The sequence below is a fragment of the Alcaligenes faecalis genome (assembly GCF_002443155.1).
In the GTDB taxonomy this organism is placed as follows: domain Bacteria; phylum Pseudomonadota; class Gammaproteobacteria; order Burkholderiales; family Burkholderiaceae_B; genus Alcaligenes; species Alcaligenes faecalis.
Genome location: NZ_CP023667.1, coordinates 1,554,830 through 1,571,876, shown reverse-complemented (window position 1 = coordinate 1,571,876; position 17,047 = coordinate 1,554,830). Strand labels below are relative to the sequence as shown.

19 protein-coding genes are annotated in these 17,047 nt (G+C 55.8%); 3 read left to right on the top strand and 16 right to left on the bottom strand.

Annotated elements, in window-relative coordinates; genetic code table 11:
- Nucleotides 1–88: 88 nt before the first annotated feature.
- Nucleotides 89–979: a LysR family transcriptional regulator gene (locus tag CPY64_RS07305; protein WP_042480220.1), complete on the top strand. Its 891-nt coding sequence runs from the start codon at nt 89–91 to the stop codon at nt 977–979.
- 60 nt (nt 980–1,039) lie between these two features.
- Here CPY64_RS07305 and CPY64_RS07300 read toward each other — a convergent pair whose 3' ends face one another.
- Nucleotides 1,040–4,219 carry a phage tail tape measure protein gene (locus tag CPY64_RS07300; RefSeq protein WP_042480218.1) on the bottom strand — a complete coding sequence of 1,060 codons (3,180 nt, stop codon included), beginning with the start codon at nt 4,217–4,219 and terminating at the stop codon, nt 1,040–1,042.
- 684 nt (nt 4,220–4,903) lie between these two features.
- On the opposite strand from CPY64_RS07300, the gene CPY64_RS07290 reads away from it, so the two are divergent.
- Complete coding sequence (locus tag CPY64_RS07290) at nt 4,904–5,407, top strand: hypothetical protein (protein WP_042480214.1); 504 nt, start codon at nt 4,904–4,906, stop codon at nt 5,405–5,407.
- Nucleotides 5,408–5,410: 3 nt separating this feature from the next.
- On the opposite strand, the gene CPY64_RS19305 is transcribed toward CPY64_RS07290, so the two are convergent.
- The 15 genes from CPY64_RS19305 to CPY64_RS07215 all read right to left on the bottom strand — a co-directional run bounded on the left by CPY64_RS19305 (nt 5,411) and on the right by CPY64_RS07215 (nt 16,310).
- The gene (locus CPY64_RS19305; RefSeq protein ID WP_420913054.1) at nt 5,411–5,728 is read right to left on the bottom strand and encodes a phage tail assembly chaperone; all 318 of its coding nucleotides are present in this window, start codon (nt 5,726–5,728) and stop codon (nt 5,411–5,413) included.
- A 92-nt stretch (nt 5,729–5,820) separates the two neighbouring features.
- The gene (locus CPY64_RS07280; RefSeq protein WP_042480210.1) at nt 5,821–6,222 is read right to left on the bottom strand and encodes a phage tail assembly chaperone; all 402 of its coding nucleotides are present in this window, start codon (nt 6,220–6,222) and stop codon (nt 5,821–5,823) included.
- Nucleotides 6,223–6,258: 36 nt separating this feature from the next.
- Nucleotides 6,259–6,750: a Rha family transcriptional regulator gene (locus CPY64_RS07275; RefSeq protein WP_042482071.1), complete on the bottom strand. Its 492-nt coding sequence runs from the start codon at nt 6,748–6,750 to the stop codon at nt 6,259–6,261.
- Nucleotides 6,751–6,880: 130 nt separating this feature from the next.
- Complete coding sequence (locus tag CPY64_RS07270; protein WP_042480207.1) at nt 6,881–7,333, bottom strand: phage tail protein; 453 nt, start codon at nt 7,331–7,333, stop codon at nt 6,881–6,883.
- A 60-nt stretch (nt 7,334–7,393) separates the two neighbouring features.
- On the bottom strand, nt 7,394–7,792 hold the full coding sequence (locus tag CPY64_RS07265) for a phage tail terminator-like protein (RefSeq protein WP_042480204.1): 399 nt from the start codon (nt 7,790–7,792) through the stop codon (nt 7,394–7,396).
- On the bottom strand, nt 7,789–8,238 hold the full coding sequence (locus CPY64_RS07260) for a hypothetical protein (RefSeq protein WP_042480200.1): 450 nt from the start codon (nt 8,236–8,238) through the stop codon (nt 7,789–7,791). Before CPY64_RS07260 ends, CPY64_RS07265 begins: the two co-directional genes overlap by 4 nt.
- A complete protein-coding gene (locus CPY64_RS07255; protein ID WP_052362848.1) occupies nt 8,238–8,615 on the bottom strand; it encodes a hypothetical protein in 378 nt (125 codons plus the stop codon). Before CPY64_RS07255 ends, CPY64_RS07260 begins: the two co-directional genes overlap by 1 nt.
- Nucleotides 8,612–9,094, bottom strand: coding sequence for a DnaT-like ssDNA-binding protein (locus tag CPY64_RS07250; protein ID WP_042480198.1), 483 nt, complete (start codon nt 9,092–9,094; stop codon nt 8,612–8,614). The genes CPY64_RS07255 and CPY64_RS07250 overlap by 4 nt, the downstream gene beginning before the upstream one ends.
- Entirely contained in the window at nt 9,091–10,113 is a 1,023-nt protein-coding gene (locus CPY64_RS07245; protein ID WP_042480195.1) for a hypothetical protein, read from the bottom strand. Before CPY64_RS07245 ends, CPY64_RS07250 begins: the two co-directional genes overlap by 4 nt.
- 48 nt (nt 10,114–10,161) lie before the next feature.
- The gene (locus CPY64_RS07240; RefSeq protein WP_042480193.1) at nt 10,162–11,118 is read right to left on the bottom strand and encodes a major capsid protein; all 957 of its coding nucleotides are present in this window, start codon (nt 11,116–11,118) and stop codon (nt 10,162–10,164) included.
- Between the two features lie 8 nt (nt 11,119–11,126).
- Nucleotides 11,127–11,891 (bottom strand): DUF6651 domain-containing protein, encoded by a 765-nt coding sequence (locus CPY64_RS07235; protein ID WP_042480190.1) that lies wholly within the window; start codon nt 11,889–11,891, stop codon nt 11,127–11,129.
- A 138-nt stretch (nt 11,892–12,029) separates the two neighbouring features.
- A complete protein-coding gene (locus tag CPY64_RS07230; RefSeq protein ID WP_042480188.1) occupies nt 12,030–13,088 on the bottom strand; it encodes a structural protein in 1,059 nt (352 codons plus the stop codon).
- A complete protein-coding gene (locus tag CPY64_RS07225) occupies nt 13,088–14,524 on the bottom strand; it encodes a DUF4055 domain-containing protein (RefSeq protein WP_042480186.1) in 1,437 nt (478 codons plus the stop codon). Before CPY64_RS07225 ends, CPY64_RS07230 begins: the two co-directional genes overlap by 1 nt.
- A gap of 12 nt (nt 14,525–14,536) precedes the next feature.
- Nucleotides 14,537–15,811 (bottom strand): phage terminase large subunit family protein, encoded by a 1,275-nt coding sequence (locus CPY64_RS07220; RefSeq protein WP_226791345.1) that lies wholly within the window; start codon nt 15,809–15,811, stop codon nt 14,537–14,539.
- Nucleotides 15,750–16,310, bottom strand: coding sequence for an HGGxSTG domain-containing protein (locus CPY64_RS07215; protein WP_042480180.1), 561 nt, complete (start codon nt 16,308–16,310; stop codon nt 15,750–15,752). Before CPY64_RS07215 ends, CPY64_RS07220 begins: the two co-directional genes overlap by 62 nt.
- Nucleotides 16,311–16,576: 266 nt before the next feature.
- Here CPY64_RS07215 and CPY64_RS07210 point away from each other — a divergent pair, with 266 nt between their 5' ends.
- Entirely contained in the window at nt 16,577–16,861 is a 285-nt protein-coding gene (locus CPY64_RS07210) for a hypothetical protein (RefSeq protein ID WP_069833387.1), read from the top strand.
- Nucleotides 16,862–17,047 lie beyond the last annotated feature (186 nt).

Genomic DNA, 17,047 nt, shown 5'->3' with positions numbered 1-17,047 from the left:
TGATGAAGTTCGGCTTATTGTGGCTAGCCAAAACTTTCCTGTATATTGAATAATTGTCCTCAACATATATTCCAAATAGGAAAGCTTTATGCCTAGCCACAGACAGTTAGAAGCCTTCTACTGGACTGCCAAGCTCGGGACACTGAGCGCTAGCTCAGAAAAGCTGTGTACCACGCAATCCGCAGTGACTAAGCGCATTCGCCAATTGGAACAAACGCTCGGCGTACGCCTGTTTGTGCGAGAGGGGAGACATAATGTGTTGAGCGATGAAGGCCGGACTGCCATGCGCATGGCAGAGCCCTTGCTGCAGCAGCACGCTACTCTTTTGCAACAGTTCCGTGCTCCATCGCAGCCCGTCCCACGACTGTCAATTGGTGTAACTGAGATTACGGCTATTACTTGGCTGCCAGTACTGATTGAACAGCTCAAGCATCGCTACCCCGGCATCGTGCTAAAAATCGTCATCGCTATGCATTCAGAGCTACAACAAATGCTGCTAAGTAACGCGATCCAGCTTACTATCCAGCAGCAACTTCCTGCTCACGCCCAGCTTCACTGCATTGACATCGGGGAATTGCGCCTTATGTGGGTCGGGGGGCCCGACATGAGCGATAAACGAAGTTACTACCTACGCGAAATTGCCAGCATGCCGATCATCCGACAAAATCATGAATCAGCGTTAAGCCAGGCATACGACGACTGGCTTCGTCCGCACACCGCAGACTCAGCCGTCTTCACTATCAATAGCCTCATCGCCACAGCCAGCCTAGTTTCTGCAGGGCAAGGAATAAGCTGTCTGCCTGAAGAGTATTTTTCTCCCATGGTGACTAGCGGACAACTCGTCCGCCTGCCAACGAGGAAACAACAACCACGACTGACCTATTCCACTATATTCCGCAAACAGGACAGCAACATCGCCTTCTATCACGACGTCACCCGTATCGCTCAAGCAGCATGCAGGTTCACACCGGTCTATTAGCTAGCCCCCCATAAACTCAGCAGAGCTTCCTTTAAGTGCGTGCAGATAGTGCTATAGCTTCTATGTCCTCGCTTTAGCTCCCCAAGTCCTACTCATAACCTTCCCTGTGCTTGTTGTAGGACTTCCCAATTGCTCGTCTAAAATACTTACCACCAAACGCCGTAGGACTTGGCCGTCCGCCCCACGACTCGTCTCTTCCTTCGCTTCCACTTTGTTGCTGCCATAGTTGTTAATAACGACTTGTAGATCCCCCTCCTGCGCAGGTTGTTTGGGCCTCAAAAGCAAGGATGGAGATCCAGCCATTCCACCAAGCGAATGGCCTGGTCCACGCAGTGCACGACGCAACTCGTTGAACCCAGACTCACCGCCCAAGGCGCGGATCTCGTCCTGGTTCAGCACGCCCTCGCCTGCATGAACAATCCCCCTGGGCTCATACTTGCCACCATCGCCGGTATAGCCGCCAGAAGACAGAGACATCAACGGGCTTGTAGGCGTAAACCCACCGCTGCCCCCAAGACTGCCCATCGTGAAATTTTGATGAGCGCTAACGCCACTTAACGGGTTAAAAAGACTTCCAATAGCACCGGCCAACGGCCCCGTGATGCTTTGCTGAATGGCGATGCGAATCATGTCTTTGATGATCGAATCAGCCAGAGATTTGAAGTCCATCTTGCCAGTGGTGACGAAGCTGGTAAGCGCATCCTCCATTCCTTTGAAGGCGTTCTGCGCCAGGGCGGACATGGATTTATAAACGTTTGCCGCTTCATCAGCGTAGTTCTGCAGGCCCTCACGCGCACCCAGGCTAAAACTTTCCTCCGCCTCGCGCATCGCCTGGTAGTTGGCCACCAGCACATTACGCATATCAGTATGTGACTGGGAGAGTGCGGCAAGGCGCTGCTGGTACTCCGAATACCCCATCTTGCGCGATGGGTCGGCGTACTGCTCTTGCAGTTTCAGGCGGTCTTGGGCGTATTTCTCATCTACCCTGTCGAGTGATCCTTGCAGCTCACGCTGGCGCGTTCCCATGCCCATTCCGGCGATATTGCGCTGGCCCGCCCTTTCCTCAGCTTTAACCAACTCATTCAGCGCCTGGATGTAGGCATTGACTGCCAGCTCTGTTTTGCGCTGCGCCTCAGTCTGGCTATTCAGGGCGAGAACTCTTTCTTTTGCAGACTCCTTGCTGACCTTTGCCATCTGCGCCTCGATGTCAGCCCGTTGCTTGGCTGAGTTCTTCACCCCATCCAGGCGAACAATCTCAGCTGCCATTGCCGCCGTTTGCGCCTTTTCGTTCTGGTCGATCAGTTCGATCTTCTTCTGCCAGTACGATTCCTCATCAACCAAGCCGCTGCGACGCTCAGACTCAAGTATTTGGTTAGCGTTGCGGAAATCATCCGTCAGGGCTTGAAGGGTGCGGCGGTATTCGGAGGTGTCGGCCTGCTTGCCTTGCTGGGGCTTAAATCGACGCTCAACCTCAGCCAGAGCAATCTTCTCCAATTCCAAATACTTGCCTGCTTCAAGTGGATTAGCCATGATAGCGGCGGTCGTAGCTCTCTTAATATCCGAGACCTCTTTCGCTTTCGCAAGGTCAGATTTCGATTGGCGAAGATAGCCATCCAGAAGAGATGAGCCCTTCATTCCTGCATTCTGCGTCTCTTGCTCCCTCGCTCGCTCGGCAGCGACCCTTTCCCGCTCTTCCGCCTCACCAAGCTCCGCATAAAACTTTGCTACTTGGTCAGACCAGAATTTCACATCTGCTGGATCAGCAAGATCAGCACCTTTCTTTCCAAAAACATTCTCTTGAATCCACTTGATTGGCGCATCAAGTCCTCGCCCAGCCCCAGAAAGCGCCCTATCCCTTTCTTGTAGTGCCTCATCCAGATCTGCCCTTACATCTGCGGCATTCCGCTGGCGACCAATCCCAGCTGCCGCATCAATGTATCCGGCGATTGCTCCCTTTGCCTTACGCCAAGCGTGCTCAATAATCCCGATGTTGGCAGCAATTTCCGGCGCTCTCTCGCTCATCATCCCCGAGTGAAAACGAACGGCCATAGCCACGGCCTCATGCTGCCGACCTTCATCTGCCAATGCCCTAACTTGCTCGTATGTTGCTAGGCTGAGATAGTTGTATTTTTCGTTCAAGTCCTCAAGCGCACGAACCGGATCGTTTCTCAGTTCTTTGAACTCTGACACTAAATCGGAAATACTGCGCCCGGATGCCTGAGACATAGCAACAATCGCAGACCCAGCAACCTCTATATCCCTTCCAGCAAGTTGTGCATTTGCAACCAACTCCGTCAGCGCAATAGATGCAGCCCTAACGACCCGATCAGACCCACCAATCCTCTGCGCCATCTCAGACAGTTGAGAGCTTGTGACACCCGCAGCATTTCCCGTCTCAATCAAGGCAATGTTGTACGCTCTCGTCTCTGATGCGCCGCGCTCATAAAGCAAGAACGCGCCAGCAGCAGCCACCGCCAGCAAAGTAAATGGGTTGATCGCTGCCCGAGCAGCCGCTCCAGCTATATTCGTTCGCGTGCCAAGTTGCAACATTGAGCTGCTGGCTTGCTGCATGTCGCCTGATGCGGCGGCTCGCGCGAGCATCATCATGTCATACCTTGCGCTGGTTGTACTCAGGCCCAGACGATCCATGGCGCTTACGGCCTGCTCAGCACCATCGGCAACCTGCTTCATTTGTTGGTCGCTGATTCCCTTGCGCTGGGCGTTGATCTTCGCTAATGAAACAGCATAGGCATCGGCATCTATAGCGCCCTGCCTGAATGTTTTGGTTAGCTGATCCTCCATGGCGTCAAGGCGAGCCAATTTTCCCTGCAGTGGATCAATTTGGTTAAGCAGCTTTTGCAATGACGACTGATTGCGCTCTGCAGCTTCTGCTGCCGCCTTCATCGCGGCAGCCTGGCGCTCACTCTCAAGCCTCGCCCGTTGCTCAGCTGATGCAACCTGGGTATAAGCTCTCGCCCTTTCCTGCGATCCTTCAATTGCTTGCCGCGTCGTGCTATTGGATGCTCTCTGAGCCCGTACCTCGTCCGCCAAGGCTTGTTGGCGTTCAATGGCTGCTCGGGCGATAGCCTTGTAGCGGTCCTCTCCTTGCTTGTTTGCCTGAGATAGAGACTCCGTTGCGCTTTCAGCTTTATCAGCAGCCCCAGCGAAGTCTTCAAGGGCTTTTTTGGCCTCAACCGCCTTTCGGCTGTCGATTTCAAGCTGCAGGGTTGCAATGTCCATTTCTTTCGCCCATTAAAAAGCCCGCACAGTGGCGGGCGGAGATTTGTTTTTTTAAGTCGCGGCTACCAGTAGAGCCAACCCCAAACACTATTCCAATATTTCTGGACGATGCATAAGTCTTCGAACATCGTCTCTCCGGATGGGTCACCGGTCTCTACGACATGTGAATCAACAGGCACCCCACCGGAAAGCACCGTGTAATATTTGACATAGCCTGTATATCCGCCCATGCGGTTCTTGGCATTCACTTCTCCGCACATTGCGCCAGAGATAGTCCAGCCCCCGATAAACCTCTCATTTCGAAACTGTGCTGAGTCTGGATCATTGAGCCTAGCAAGAATAGGCTCTCTTGCTTGGTGCAGCATATACGACCGAGCCACATAGGCAGCCGCCAGTAGCACCGCAGCAAGCAACGCCGCCCACGCAAAGACCTTCCGCATACCACCCCCGTTTCAATTTGATACGGGGATGATAACAGCGCAAGAAAGAATAAGGGCGACTCCGAAGAATCGCTCTTATTGCCGTTTACAGCCCATGCCGAACCGCAGCGCACCGAGTCTTATCACGCCGAAACCCGCCCTACTTTTGTTTAGGCTGTGCGCCTGTCCAGTTCCGCCTTGCCTCCTGCGCTGGTATGTTACGAGTTCCTACAAAACCACCAATTAACGAATAGGCAGGCAACGCATGGAAAATTTCCCTGAGCGATTTGGGCTGGATACGTTCTATCAATTGTTCATTAATGGATGGGTTGTTGATGGCCGAGCTGGCGGATTGATAATTGGGAGAACTCACGAGACAGGCCATATCATCATGATCACACCAAACGGCGACCCGGCCATGTTCGAGACAACCGGCCTGGTTGCTGGCGGAGAGTACATTATGAGCACTCAGGCTTCCGAAACTCATTTTCAAAGACTCCAAGAGATCAATGCTGACCAGTCGCCTTGCGACGAAGAGATATCGGTATCGCTAGAAAGCCGAATCATCAATACGAGGGCTGAACCGCATGACAAAATGCTAATTGTGCTCAATCAGTTCATTATTAATGCGGAGGCAACGAAGAGGCATTTTGACGAACTCGAACATATCAACAGCCTCTGCCCCACTAGTAATGGCATTCTGTTCACCGAAGAACAGGCGCGTTTTATCGCAAGCATCAACATCGACGACTTGCCACGACCTTCCTGAGGCTTAGCCACCACTCACCGTCGCCACCAGCCCATTAGCCGAGTCAGCCTGTTCCGAATCCTCACCCGATACCGTTACCCGGTATAGCGTGTCCAGATCACAAAGCAGCCTGATCTGCCAGGGCTGCGGCTTATATCCAATCATCCTGAAGTAGGAGTCAATGGATTCCCAAGAAATCGGTGCAGGGGCCGACACCCCCATGCCGATGTACCAATTGCGCCTGGCATCCAGATCCTGATACCATCCCCAGATTCTCAGGCCAGCATCTGGAAGCTCAGGACCGTCCAACTGGTGCGCCCTTATGCCTGTTTGCTGCTCGATTTCCTCGTACCACTGCCTGAGCGTTTTGCCCGTCGCTTCATGGCGACGCGACAGCCCAAAGACATGCCGCGCATACGCCAGAATCTCACCGCTCAGGCCAGAGTAAAATTTCCGCGATTGCGCGAGCCTGCAATAACCTGGTCGACGAAATCCGGGTTGTTCTTCAAGAATGTGCGCAGCAATTCTTTGCTGAACTCTTCCTTCAGTCCACGCCACCCGGTCACACGAAACACGGCAGAGTCCAGGTTTTCTGCAAGGACTTCTTTGGTGGATCGGGCTTTGGATCCGCCGCTTTTCAAGGCTTCATAGTTTTCTTCTGCCTTTTTGTCGGCGCGCTCGGTCTCAAACGACTCGACCGCCTCGGAATGCTCCCCGAGAACGGTCAGGAATACTCCCAATGGCTTACCCCTCGGGTACTCCAATTCCAGATCGAACCCGCGATCCGCAGATGCACGAGTGTTGATGTCGCCAACGGAAAAAACTTTATCAGTCATATGTGCCTCTAAAAAGAAACCCGGCGCTTGGCCGGGTCAGTGAAGTTGTAGGGATGGCTGAATCTCAGACTCCAGGCGCTCTCGCCTGCGCTTGAACTCGGGGATGGCTCGTTTGCGTTCCAGCATCAAGCGTGACCCAAAGGACGCCTTTACCTGGGTTTCGACTTCCTCAGCCACCAGCGCCTGAAGCTGCTGGTAGAGATTTTGTGTGCGCTGACTCAGAGCATCTCGCATTCGGTAAAACTCGCGGATCAGTCGCACCTTGAAAGCTACGACCTCATCCGTATTGCGCATCATCGAGATCAGCAGCGCGGCCTGCTGCTCATTGAGCATAGCGACCTCTGTGGGCCGACCACCAGACTTCCGCATTTCAAATGCCAAAGTTCCGAACTGCTCCAGTACTCCCGCTTTTTGACGTATCAGTTGAATGACACTCTTGTGCTTGGCCTTCATGCCTCGCGCAATCACAAGGCTTGATGCCAGCGGCTCGCCGCCAACCACGAAAACTAGCGGTTCAAATCGACTCATTTCGATCTCCGAAAAGAAAAGGGCCGCCCCAACTGGAACGGCCCCAGGCTTTTCAAAGCTCATCCACCCTCGCGGGCTCGGTACCTACCGATTTAAGGCTGCCAAGAAACAAAAAACTGCCCAAAGGCGGTCAGGAACTTGCGGGCGGCTCGGACTCCAGCGGCTCGCCGGTCAGGCGGAAGCTGAACGTGCCAGACCAGACGCCATCAACCGAGCCATCAAAGGATCGCTGCTGCACCAGCGCCAGGCTGGCGAACTTGGAGCCATCCGAGAAGGTCAGTTCGATCAGTCGCGGCTTCTTGTCGCGGTCAGCGGCCTTGATGGTCTTTTGGGCGTCGTCGGATGAAACCCAATGGCCGGTAACGGTCATCGTTCCTGCATCGGTCAGGCCCAGACGGAATTCCTTGGCTGTGCTGCACAGGGTTGTGACATCATTTTCCGTAGCCTGGCCGCCCTGCCACTGGATCTGCCGACCAACGCAATCGAGCGAGTCAAACGTCAGGCCGGTCGGTGATGTGCTGGTCGCTTCCTCTTTCGAGATTTGCAGAGAGCTGCCCTGCACCAGAATTACTTTGCTGCTCATGTGAGCCTCCAGAACGTAAAAAAGCCGCTCGGAGGCGGCTTGTTGATGAAATGCTGCTCGTTATTGAGCGTTGAGTTGATATCGGATGGACACAGGCACCATATAGAGCCCTTCGTCACTACTGCCGCGCCCTACGCTTGGCGGGCGCGGAACCTTGACGACATCCATGTCCAGCCCAGCTGGAAAGTGGCCGGCGATGGATTGAGCAACAGACTCGACGGCGCTGGATCCAGACCCAGACCGACCAAACACATTGACCCGGAACGCCCCTTTCCACTCGCCTGACGCAAGGCTGCCGGATACCGTATCAGCGGGCAGTAGCGTCACTTCCAGCCAAGTACCCGACTCTGGCGGTGTGAAAGCCACGTTCTGCCACGCAACGGGCGGCTTTTCGGTCTGCTGGCTTACCCAGGCATTAAGGCGACTTTCCAGTTGCCTGCGGATGAAGGGTGTTTTCATTTTGGTAGCGCCTGGACGGCTTTATTCACGTAATCCTGGAATTCAATAGCAGTGATCTCGACCATGCCGCCAGGCGCTTGCCCGCTCCAACCACCCTCAAGACGCTGGGCGTAGGGGAGCGAATTGTTAAAGAAAATCAGACCGCCAGCCTTCATTGCTGACACAAGCGTGGTCAGCCTCGCGATAGTGGCCTGCCCCGCTTGATCAATATCGCCGGTCGTCTGGAATGATGGCGTTTCGGCCTGAACCTGCCAGTTGGCCCGGAATCTACCGCCCACATAGCCAGGCGGCGGCTTTGATTTCCACTGCGACGGATTGCCGACAGGCGACCGCTCAACGAGGCTTCGCCCAACCTCCATCGCTACGGTGCGCACCACCTGATCGGTGTTTTGCTCGACCTTCTCCGCGAACTTGCGGATGCTCAATGCGAAACTTCCCTTAGCCATCACACGCCCCTGATCTGCACAACGTACAGCGCATCCACAGCGCCAGGCGCAATCACGCTCACGCTGACGATGCTGTAATCCTTGCCATCCACGTTAAGTTTCTCAGTGGTCAGCGGCCTGATGAAGCCGAGCGCGGGGATATACACGCGCTGATCGCCTTGACGCACGATGGTGCCGTCAATGTCGCGCTGGGCGTATCCGTCCTTCACTCCATGGGCTGTATGCGTCACTGGATCGCTGCCGCCCTCGACCTTGCCTGTCTCCGGGTTGTACTCGCCGGGAGTGCCTGGACGGACAATCTTGCACTCCGACGCTCTTCCCTTTGCTCTGGCGCGCTCGATCATGGCAAGGGCGCGCTGCGCGTCTCTGGCGCTCATGCTCGCTCCAGTCGAATCGTCGTCATCTGCCCTGACACCACCAGAGGCAGCAGCAGATCATCCACAATGGCAAAACGCACCTGCCCGCCGTTCTCGGCATCCTGGTATACGGTAGTCAGCGGCCCCACCGTTTCGCTCTTGATGTTGTCCTCTGGTGCAACGTCGGCATACAAAGCTCCAGACAGTGCCCGCACCGCCAATTCACACGTCGCGTCCGTCACCCGCTTGACAGGCCAAGGGAAGCCCACTCGCGGCCATTCCAGTGCCTGATCAGGATTCAACTTGCTGTTTTTGTAGCGATAGCGGGAATCGACGTACTGAGTAGCGCGACGCAAGGCTGTTTCCTTTTGCGCCTCTGTGACGCCAGTAGCCAGCCATGACACATGCCCCATCGCTACGGCATACGAATCCGCGTCGGACACGCTGACGTAGCTATCCGCATCCGGCAAGCCAGCACCATCCTCGACAACAAGGCTCATGATGCAGCCCTCAACGCTTCACGGATCTTGTCAGCGCCCGCGCGGGCATGCACCTTGACGCCGCGCTCCTTTGCCAGCTCACGCAGTTGGTCGGCTTCCAGGTCGTCCAGGCCGTCATTGGCCGGCAACTGCGCCGCATCGGGCGGCTGGATGGATGGGTCAAGGCCGGCGATCTGCGCACCAGGCTCGGCATCATCTGGTCGAGATTCTTCGGCTGCCGACCCCGCGTCATTCAGCAGATGCTCAAACCAGAACGCCTGCGCCTCGCCTGACGCCATTTCTTCAGCCGTCCATTGCCCGTAGGCCACGCGACTGAAGTATTCGCGCCGTTCCTCGATGGACGGCAGGGCTTCGCCAGCCAACTCACCATAGGCCGCGCCTGGGCCGCACACGACAGGAACGCCAGCCAGCAGCGCGTCATGCCCGACATTGCTGTTGTAGGTCACGACTAGCCGAGCCGCAGCCAAAGCGTCCGCCAGCGGCTGGTGGTTGTTCGCATGGCCGGGAATGGCAATGCCGCCTCGCGGGTGTGGTCGGTAGATTGCATCGGGATATTCGCGCATCTTTTCGCGCAGCCACTCACGCAGGCTATGCGCATCCATACCGTGCGCGGCATCACCCGGCACCTGGCCGCACACAAGCACATTCCCTTGAGGGTTGCCGCCAGCCTTGGTGATTTCCAGGCCAAGCGCATCAAAGCGGTCTGACGGGCAAGCGAATGACGGGATTCGGTTCAGCCCGCCCATGCCGACTTGCCAATGGCCCTGCATGTATTCATCTGGGGCATTGACGCGATTCAAGTAGCCAAAATCCACCACCAGCACAGGAATACCGGCAGTCTTGTAGGACTTCGCCACGCGCTTGCCACTGCGCCAGCCGTTAACCACAACAAGATCGAACGACTCGACCTCGCCGCGATACAGCGTTGGCTCACGATGATGCACCTCATGCCCTGAGAGGCCAGACGCAATAGCAGTCGCCACCGGATGGGCGGTACGAAAGTAAATCCCGACTTTCATGAATTCTCCTTTGCGGGTGCGCCCGCCGAAGCAAGCGCACCCTTGGGCTTAGTTGCCCGAACCGCCACCAGACAGATCGATGATCACGCCTGCAGTCGACTTGTCGCTGACCGCATACTTCGTCCAGTTGGCACCAGCGCCCAGGGCGGCCAAGGTCGGGTTGACGCCCTTGGTTTCATCCCAGGAGTAGCCCAGCAGATCGACGTTGAAAACACCTTCACCCCGGTAGCCCAGAGCCAAGTTTTCTTGGTCATTGACCTGCCAGCTACGCACACCGGGCGGCTGCGACTCAGTGAGAGTGACAGCACCGGATTGCAGGCCGAAGATCTTGCTTGCCGGGATGCGGTCGGAAACCAACACCGGGCGGCCCATCGTGCCAGGAGTGCCGCCATAGACGACCACGCCCGCCTCTTCGTAGATCTTCTGGTCAATGGCATCGTCCACCAGGTCGAAATAGGTGGCCGAGTCCATGCCGAAGAGCGCGATGCGGTTGAAGCGGTCGCCGAACTTTCGCATGCCCTTGGTCAACACCTTCTTGTGGTCGGCGGCAAACGAGCCAGTTGCGACCATGTTGGCGTTGGCGCCGATGGCAGCCGACAGCGAGGCGAATGCCGCTTCGATGCAGTACGCAAGGAACGCATCGGCCATATCTTGACCCACCAGCTCGGAGAACTCTTCCGGGCTTCGCATGCGGCGCTTGAAGGACTCTTCGGTGGCTTGGTACGGGCCGTACTTCCAGGGAGTTTTGACGCCAACGGCTTCATCGGCACCGATCTTCTTGGGGGTTACTGCAGCGTCGGAGTTGACGTTGCGATGCTCCAGGCTGCCGCCGATCTTGTAGAACGCACGCTTGCGCAGATCGCCTTCGATGTTCTCGTTGATGAGGCGAATGGCCCCTTGGGATTGCTGGTTGAACACATCCAGCACGTCCTGGATTCGCTCCAGGTAAGCAGTTTGCGCCAGATCGTTGTAAATGATCATGTCGCTATTGACAGTGGTAGGCATGATTTACCTCATTTTGGTAGTTGAAGATACGCTTGCTGGCCGTGCTCTTCGATGTACTTGGCCTTGGTGGCCGAATCCATCTCCGAACGTTTCAGCCCTTGACCCCCGCCACCGCCGCCAGACTTGGCTCCCGATCCACTCTGGCCGCTCCCTTTCAGGATCTGGTCTTTCTGCGGATATTGTTCGATCAAGAATTCCAGCGCCTCATCAAAGCCAGCGGCTGCGCCAGGATTTGAGCGGCTGAAAATCTTGTTGCCGCTCGCGTCGTAGGCGATGACCTCGCCATCCTCGACCTTGAACGCAGAGCCGAAACGGGCTTGCACAAGATCTGACGGAATGGCCAGCTTGTCTGTGATGAATTTGGAACGAGCAAACCCGCCGCCGATCTTTTCAGCATGCAGTTGCTGCTCCAGCTTTTCGCGCTTTTCTGTTTCTTCGGCCAGCTTGGTCTCATAGACCTTGCCGACTTCGGACTTGATCTTCTCGACTTCGCCGGCATCCACCAGCTTTTTGTCGTCGAGATTCTTCACGGTTTCCAAGGCCTTGCGTGCAGCCTGGGGGTCTTCGATGCCTTCGAATTGCTTTGCCTTGGACTCAGCCGACTCGGCACGCTCTCGGTACGACTTGTTTTCACCGAATAGGCGGTTGATAGTGGCTTTGGTGGACACAGCGTCGAAAGCCGTCTCCTTGCCGTCATCCTCCACATATACGGGCTTGCCATCGTTCACTTCTGCGTAGACTTTGCCGTCCACTTCCACGGTTTTCAGCTTCATTTCTTAGGCTCCTTGGGCCATCCAGCCCTACTCTTTTGAGGCATCCGCCCCGACTCACCTGCCGGTAATCCCCCGGACAGGCATAAAAAAAGGCCGGAGGGCGATATGCCATCCAGCCTGAAAAGGTTGTTTGTTCTGCTATTTGCTGTACTTCGCCTGCAGCTGTGCGAGCGTCAGCGGGTTGCCCCGCAAGTCCAGCAGATCGGACAGGGTAATCTTGCCATCTCGCCAAAGCCTTGCCCTTCCCTTGCCTAGCGCCTCATCCTGGAATGCTTCGCTTTTGCCGTCCAACCAGGCCTCGAACGTCAATGCAGCATCGACCGGGCCATCCTGACTTGCGCGTTGCGATGATCTGAAGCCCGGAAGTTGCACGCCATTGATGGTGAGCGGCTTCAAAACGCTGACCTCTACCGACCTGCAACCCCAATGGATGGGCACGCCGCCGTTGTACGGAATCTTGTGACCGATGGGATTGCCCTGCATGTCCCACTCTTTCTGATCTCTGGCCTGGCACTGCAAGGTTGTGCGATTGTCCAGGGTGCTGATTTGCCGCACCCCGATCACAATGTCGTCGTTTTCGTGAAACACCTCACGCCTGGCCGCATTCGCTACAGTCTGCACGCTGGTATGCACAAGGCCTCTGGCCTCACGCAAGGATTTTTCAAGAAACCCTGCGCCATCCAATTGCACACCAGCAGGACCTGTCCCCGTCACGGCCCTGGCAATCTTCTCGGTTGTCAATCCCTCAACAAATCCGCTTCGCACCACTCTGGCGAAGTTTCGCTGCACGGTATAAGCCTGCGCAGCCCACCAGTCAGCAGACGGCGCTCCCTCGATCAGCAGCCGCGCCACATTGGCACTTAGCTTCTTTGGGGCCTTGATCAGCGTTGACCCGACCGCTGTATTGACCGCTGCTGTCGTATTGGCTGCCGCCAGTGGCGCAAATGACTCAAGCGCCTTGATCTGGTCAGCCGATATGTCGCTGTAGCCCTGTGCGATCAGCTTTGCCACCTCACGGATCAGGGCCTCTATCTGCGCCTGGCGCTTCGGGTCCGCATCAATCAGCTTTGCGCGTGCTTCCTTGGCAATCTTTCGGATCTGACGCTCAACCCTGTTCTGTTGTCCGGCTGCAAACCGAAGCGCATCAAGATTCGCATCCGTGAACAGTTCCGCCAGTTTCTGATCGATACTGGCCATTACTCATCCTCGCCGCCATCCTGTTTTCGGAACTGCGCAAGCACCCTGGCAATTTCGCCTGAATCAGGGCCCGCCTCGTCGATGCGCTGCTGCTCGTCCTCCCAGGTGACATCATCGCTGATCATTCCACGACGCTTTGCTTCATTGAAGAGACCTTGCTTGCTCAGCGCCCCGGCGTTGTACATGCTGATCAGCACATTCATACTCTCGGCTGGCGCATAGTCAGGATCCAGGTTGGCATGCACCTCGACATTTCCAGGCTGCCAGTCCTTCTTCATCCAAAGCGCGAACAGATAAAGAACCTGATCGAGCGAGTCCTCAAGGTTCTGCGCGATCATGCCTAAGCGGCTGATCTCTTTCGCATTCTCAGTTTCCGCCTGCGCAGCGGTCATGACAGACGCATCCGGGCGCAGCAATTGGCCGCCTGCGATGCGCATTTCATCCTTGAGATCCAGCAAGTCCTGGCGCCCGGACTCAATGGCCGCGCCGGTATGCTCAACGTACTTGATATCGCCATCCACAGGCAGATCCACACCAGTCTTAGCCCCGAAAATGACGCCAGGAACTTCTTTTCCATCAGCATCAAACTTGGGCTGCAGGCCGAAAGTTGCCAGGATTGGAACGCAGGCAGTGTCGATCAGGCTGTCCAGGCTGGATTGCTTCTGCCAGAACTTGATGTTCAGGTGCGCCAGCTCAAGCAACGGCGGCACCGCAATCATGAATCCCGTTCGATTCGCATACAGTGTCACCAACGGGATTCGGTCAAGCGTGGTTTTCCCTTCTTCGATCAGCGCCCAGCCGCCTTCATTTTTCTGATGCAGCTCATATCGTCCAATCTCCAGCACACGGATACGCTCGACGGTCTTTTCGCCATAAGCGCCATCCTCGACCTGGGCGGATTCTTTGATGCGCACCTGGGTCAACACCTCATTGCCGCCGTGCTTCTCTGACCTCCAGCCAAGAATCTGATCGTGCTTCACCAAAACCGCATAAGGGCGGATGCCAAGCTGCTTTTCCTCGGCCTGGGTTTTGGCGTCGTTCTTCGGCATATCGACGAGCACATGGGAAATACCATAACTGACCGCATCGTCCATCCAGTCACGGGCAAAGGCGTGTAGGTTGCGATCTTCGGTATCTACGTCCTGCAGCAGATCTGTGATTTCCTGCGGAACCTTCTCACCGATCTTGATCGGCTTGGTGAATACGCGCCCAACCATCGCCGCCACGGAATCGGTGAATGCAGGGTACAGGGTCGCTTGCGCCAAACGTGCCTTGTAGTCCTCCCTCGACTCAAGCGTGCGCTTGCGCAGATACTTCTCTTCTGCTTCTCGCATCGCATCCGTGCCGCCACGCAATGCGTCAACCGCTGGCCATTTTTCGGCCATAGCGGATACTGTGGGCGATATGTAATCGACCTGGTTGGGATTTTGGCTCATTCGCTATTTCACTTATGCTCTCAAGGGTGACTGTCTTGCCACTCGCTCTGCGATAGGCCAACGCTTCGCAAGCATGTATCCAACCGCATCCGGCGCATGGTCATGCCCCGCCTCTTTGTCAGGCTCGCCATTCTTGTCATACGCCTGCTGCTCGATGCTTTCTGTGAGTGTCGGGCAGTTGCCTGTATTGACCAGCCACCTTCTTTCGCCCTTGTCATTCAGGATTAACGCATTGACCGCATTTACCCGGTCTTTCACTGCTGGGTTGATGGAATCGACGATCACCTGAAAGCCCGCCTGAGCCAGAATAGAAAGATCTGACTCGCTGGCGTTCTTGCTGCTGGTATTCTTCCCGCTAGCATCTGGGTAGATCACCACTTGATGCCCCTTGGACTGATACCTTTCCTTGAGCATCCGCGCCATTGTTGGCGTATCACGAACCTTGGTTAGCTCAGCCAAAGACAGCGGCTTGCCCCCTCGGATTGTGTTGATGACCGCCGTCATGTTCAGTACGTTGAAGTCCATGCCGACATGCAGAACTTCGCCATCCCTGATCTGCTCGTTCGTGTGGTTCAAGCTGCGGTCGAAGTTCGGATAAACACTGCCGCTGTTCAGGTTGACGAAGCGGCCCTGCAAGTACGCTTCGATCAGTTGCGGCGGGTAAGACTCGCGCAGGGAGTCAACATAGTCATCCGGCAAGAACGGATTGCTTGAGGTGGCCGCTTGCACCATCACGTAGCCGGGCTTGGGCTTGCGGGCCCAGGTCTCGTAGGCGAAACGAAAGCCTTCGGGCGTCGAATAGGCGCTCACCCGATTGAAAGGCTTGTCCACGCCTTTGGGCTTTTGCCGATTACGGGCAATGATCTTGCGCCAGGCCGCCTCGGCCTGCACCTTCTTCAAAGTGTCGATCTCGTCCACATGCGCCCGGTAGGACTCATACCCCACGATACGGGCCGGGTTCTCAAGCGTGCGCAGGATGAAGTCGCCGCAGTTCGGCGCGCTGGTATAGATGATGTTTTCCTGCTTGTTGTACTTGTACCGGATACCCAGGTCGGACAGCTTCTCTTCCATCCGCGGCGCCAGGATCAAGCGAACCAGGTCGTAGGTGGGCTCATACAGAGCAATCAAGGCATCCGAGGATTCCAGCGCATCACGCAGCGCGCAGTTGGCCAGGGTCTCCGTCTTGCCCGAACCGAAGCCACCAATAAAAGCCGGGTACTTGTCCTCAGTCTGAAAGAACCGCGCTTGCGGCTCCGTCATCTGTAGGCGAAGGGTTCGGCTTTGCATTCACAATCTCGATTTGGATCTTGCCTACCGGCGTTTCATCCGGCGGTGAGTTCTTGGCCAGCTCGGCCCGCGTTCGTTCCAGGCTCTCGATGCGAGCCGTCAACTTATCGATCAGACCCGTGTAGTCCCGCACCTTGCTGGTAGTGGTGATCTGTTCAGTACCGGCAACCACGACACCGTCGATGGTGACCGGCTCGCGCTTCTCGCTGTCCAGCTCCAGGGTGTTGCCGTACTCGGCCTCCCGAGCCAAAGCACGCATCAAGCGTATCCGCGTCAGGCGCAGCTCTTCATCGACCTTGCCCAGTTCAATCTGGGCGACCAGCTCTTTTTCTTCTTCGGTAAAGTATCGGGAGTAGATGCTCCCCGGGGTAGAAGCGTGTTTATTGCCCTTGTTGGCCTTGCTCGCTCCACCACCGTGCAATTTGCAGCGCGTGGACCCCGGCACCGCATGGCGCTTACATGGCTCCCCGCTGCGCGTCCTTGCGCCACATAGGGCCATGTCAGCACCTCATTCATGGGGTGTTTTGGAAATTAGTGAAAAATGCCAAGTTAGAGAGTGGCTTCTCGCACTGGGAGCAGGACAGCCCGGTAATCCGCTTCTATACGTTCCCAGTCTGGCGCTGCCCTTTTGCCTGACTGCGCCATTTCTTTCATCCAAAAAAAACCGCCCCTACTTTATTAGGCGGCATATATATCCACCTCTATTAGATGGATGCTAAGGAGAGTGATACTTTTCGAAGCGCCACCACCCAACGAAGAATGACTATGGCTTATTACGCAATTGCTCATATCCGAGAGAAAGGCCAGTACCTAATTATCGTTCCTCTCGATAGCTCCTTCGCCGAGAAGCCAAGCACGGATCAACAAGCGCTGCTTCACTCTTTACAGGCTTGCGCTCAAGCAGCCAACCTGCAAGGTACTGTAGTTCCTGTATGGAGAGACGGGGGTCGGGTGCATGCCTTAGCCCCTGTGCCATGGCAGGTTTTTTTTAGAAAAATCTCATGGGGCTTTATCGCCCAAAACCTCAACAAGGTTTTGACCTGCGGCTAACTCCTCAAGAGCCAGAGAGTTTTCGGCGGCAATAGCATCTCCGTCCATTTCTCCCGTTGGGATGAAATCGCTAACGGTACAAATCATCTCTTACTCCAAATAAAAACCCGCCGATCTTTCGATGGGCGGGCCTGTTCAAAACCTATAGGCACAGTTGTGCTCCCGTGTATTGTAATGGGTTTTGAA

Coding starts and splice junctions, on each gene's coding strand:
- CPY64_RS07305 (WP_042480220.1), top strand. CDS start 89: ATGCCTAGCCACAGACAGTTAGAAGCCTTCTACTGGACTGCCAAGCTC.
- CPY64_RS07300 (WP_042480218.1), bottom strand. CDS start 4,219: ATGGACATTGCAACCCTGCAGCTTGAAATCGACAGCCGAAAGGCGGTT.
- CPY64_RS07290 (WP_042480214.1), top strand. CDS start 4,904: ATGGAAAATTTCCCTGAGCGATTTGGGCTGGATACGTTCTATCAATTG.
- CPY64_RS07280 (WP_042480210.1), bottom strand. CDS start 6,222: ATGACTGATAAAGTTTTTTCCGTTGGCGACATCAACACTCGTGCATCT.
- CPY64_RS07275 (WP_042482071.1), bottom strand. CDS start 6,750: ATGAGTCGATTTGAACCGCTAGTTTTCGTGGTTGGCGGCGAGCCGCTG.
- CPY64_RS07270 (WP_042480207.1), bottom strand. CDS start 7,333: ATGAGCAGCAAAGTAATTCTGGTGCAGGGCAGCTCTCTGCAAATCTCG.
- CPY64_RS07265 (WP_042480204.1), bottom strand. CDS start 7,792: ATGAAAACACCCTTCATCCGCAGGCAACTGGAAAGTCGCCTTAATGCC.
- CPY64_RS07260 (WP_042480200.1), bottom strand. CDS start 8,238: ATGGCTAAGGGAAGTTTCGCATTGAGCATCCGCAAGTTCGCGGAGAAG.
- CPY64_RS07255 (WP_052362848.1), bottom strand. CDS start 8,615: ATGAGCGCCAGAGACGCGCAGCGCGCCCTTGCCATGATCGAGCGCGCC.
- CPY64_RS07250 (WP_042480198.1), bottom strand. CDS start 9,094: ATGAGCCTTGTTGTCGAGGATGGTGCTGGCTTGCCGGATGCGGATAGC.
- CPY64_RS07245 (WP_042480195.1), bottom strand. CDS start 10,113: ATGAAAGTCGGGATTTACTTTCGTACCGCCCATCCGGTGGCGACTGCT.
- CPY64_RS07240 (WP_042480193.1), bottom strand. CDS start 11,118: ATGCCTACCACTGTCAATAGCGACATGATCATTTACAACGATCTGGCG.
- CPY64_RS07235 (WP_042480190.1), bottom strand. CDS start 11,891: ATGAAGCTGAAAACCGTGGAAGTGGACGGCAAAGTCTACGCAGAAGTG.
- CPY64_RS07230 (WP_042480188.1), bottom strand. CDS start 13,088: ATGGCCAGTATCGATCAGAAACTGGCGGAACTGTTCACGGATGCGAAT.
- CPY64_RS07225 (WP_042480186.1), bottom strand. CDS start 14,524: ATGAGCCAAAATCCCAACCAGGTCGATTACATATCGCCCACAGTATCC.
- CPY64_RS07220 (WP_226791345.1), bottom strand. CDS start 15,811: ATGCAAAGCCGAACCCTTCGCCTACAGATGACGGAGCCGCAAGCGCGG.
- CPY64_RS07215 (WP_042480180.1), bottom strand. CDS start 16,310: ATGGCCCTATGTGGCGCAAGGACGCGCAGCGGGGAGCCATGTAAGCGC.
- CPY64_RS07210 (WP_069833387.1), top strand. CDS start 16,577: ATGGCTTATTACGCAATTGCTCATATCCGAGAGAAAGGCCAGTACCTA.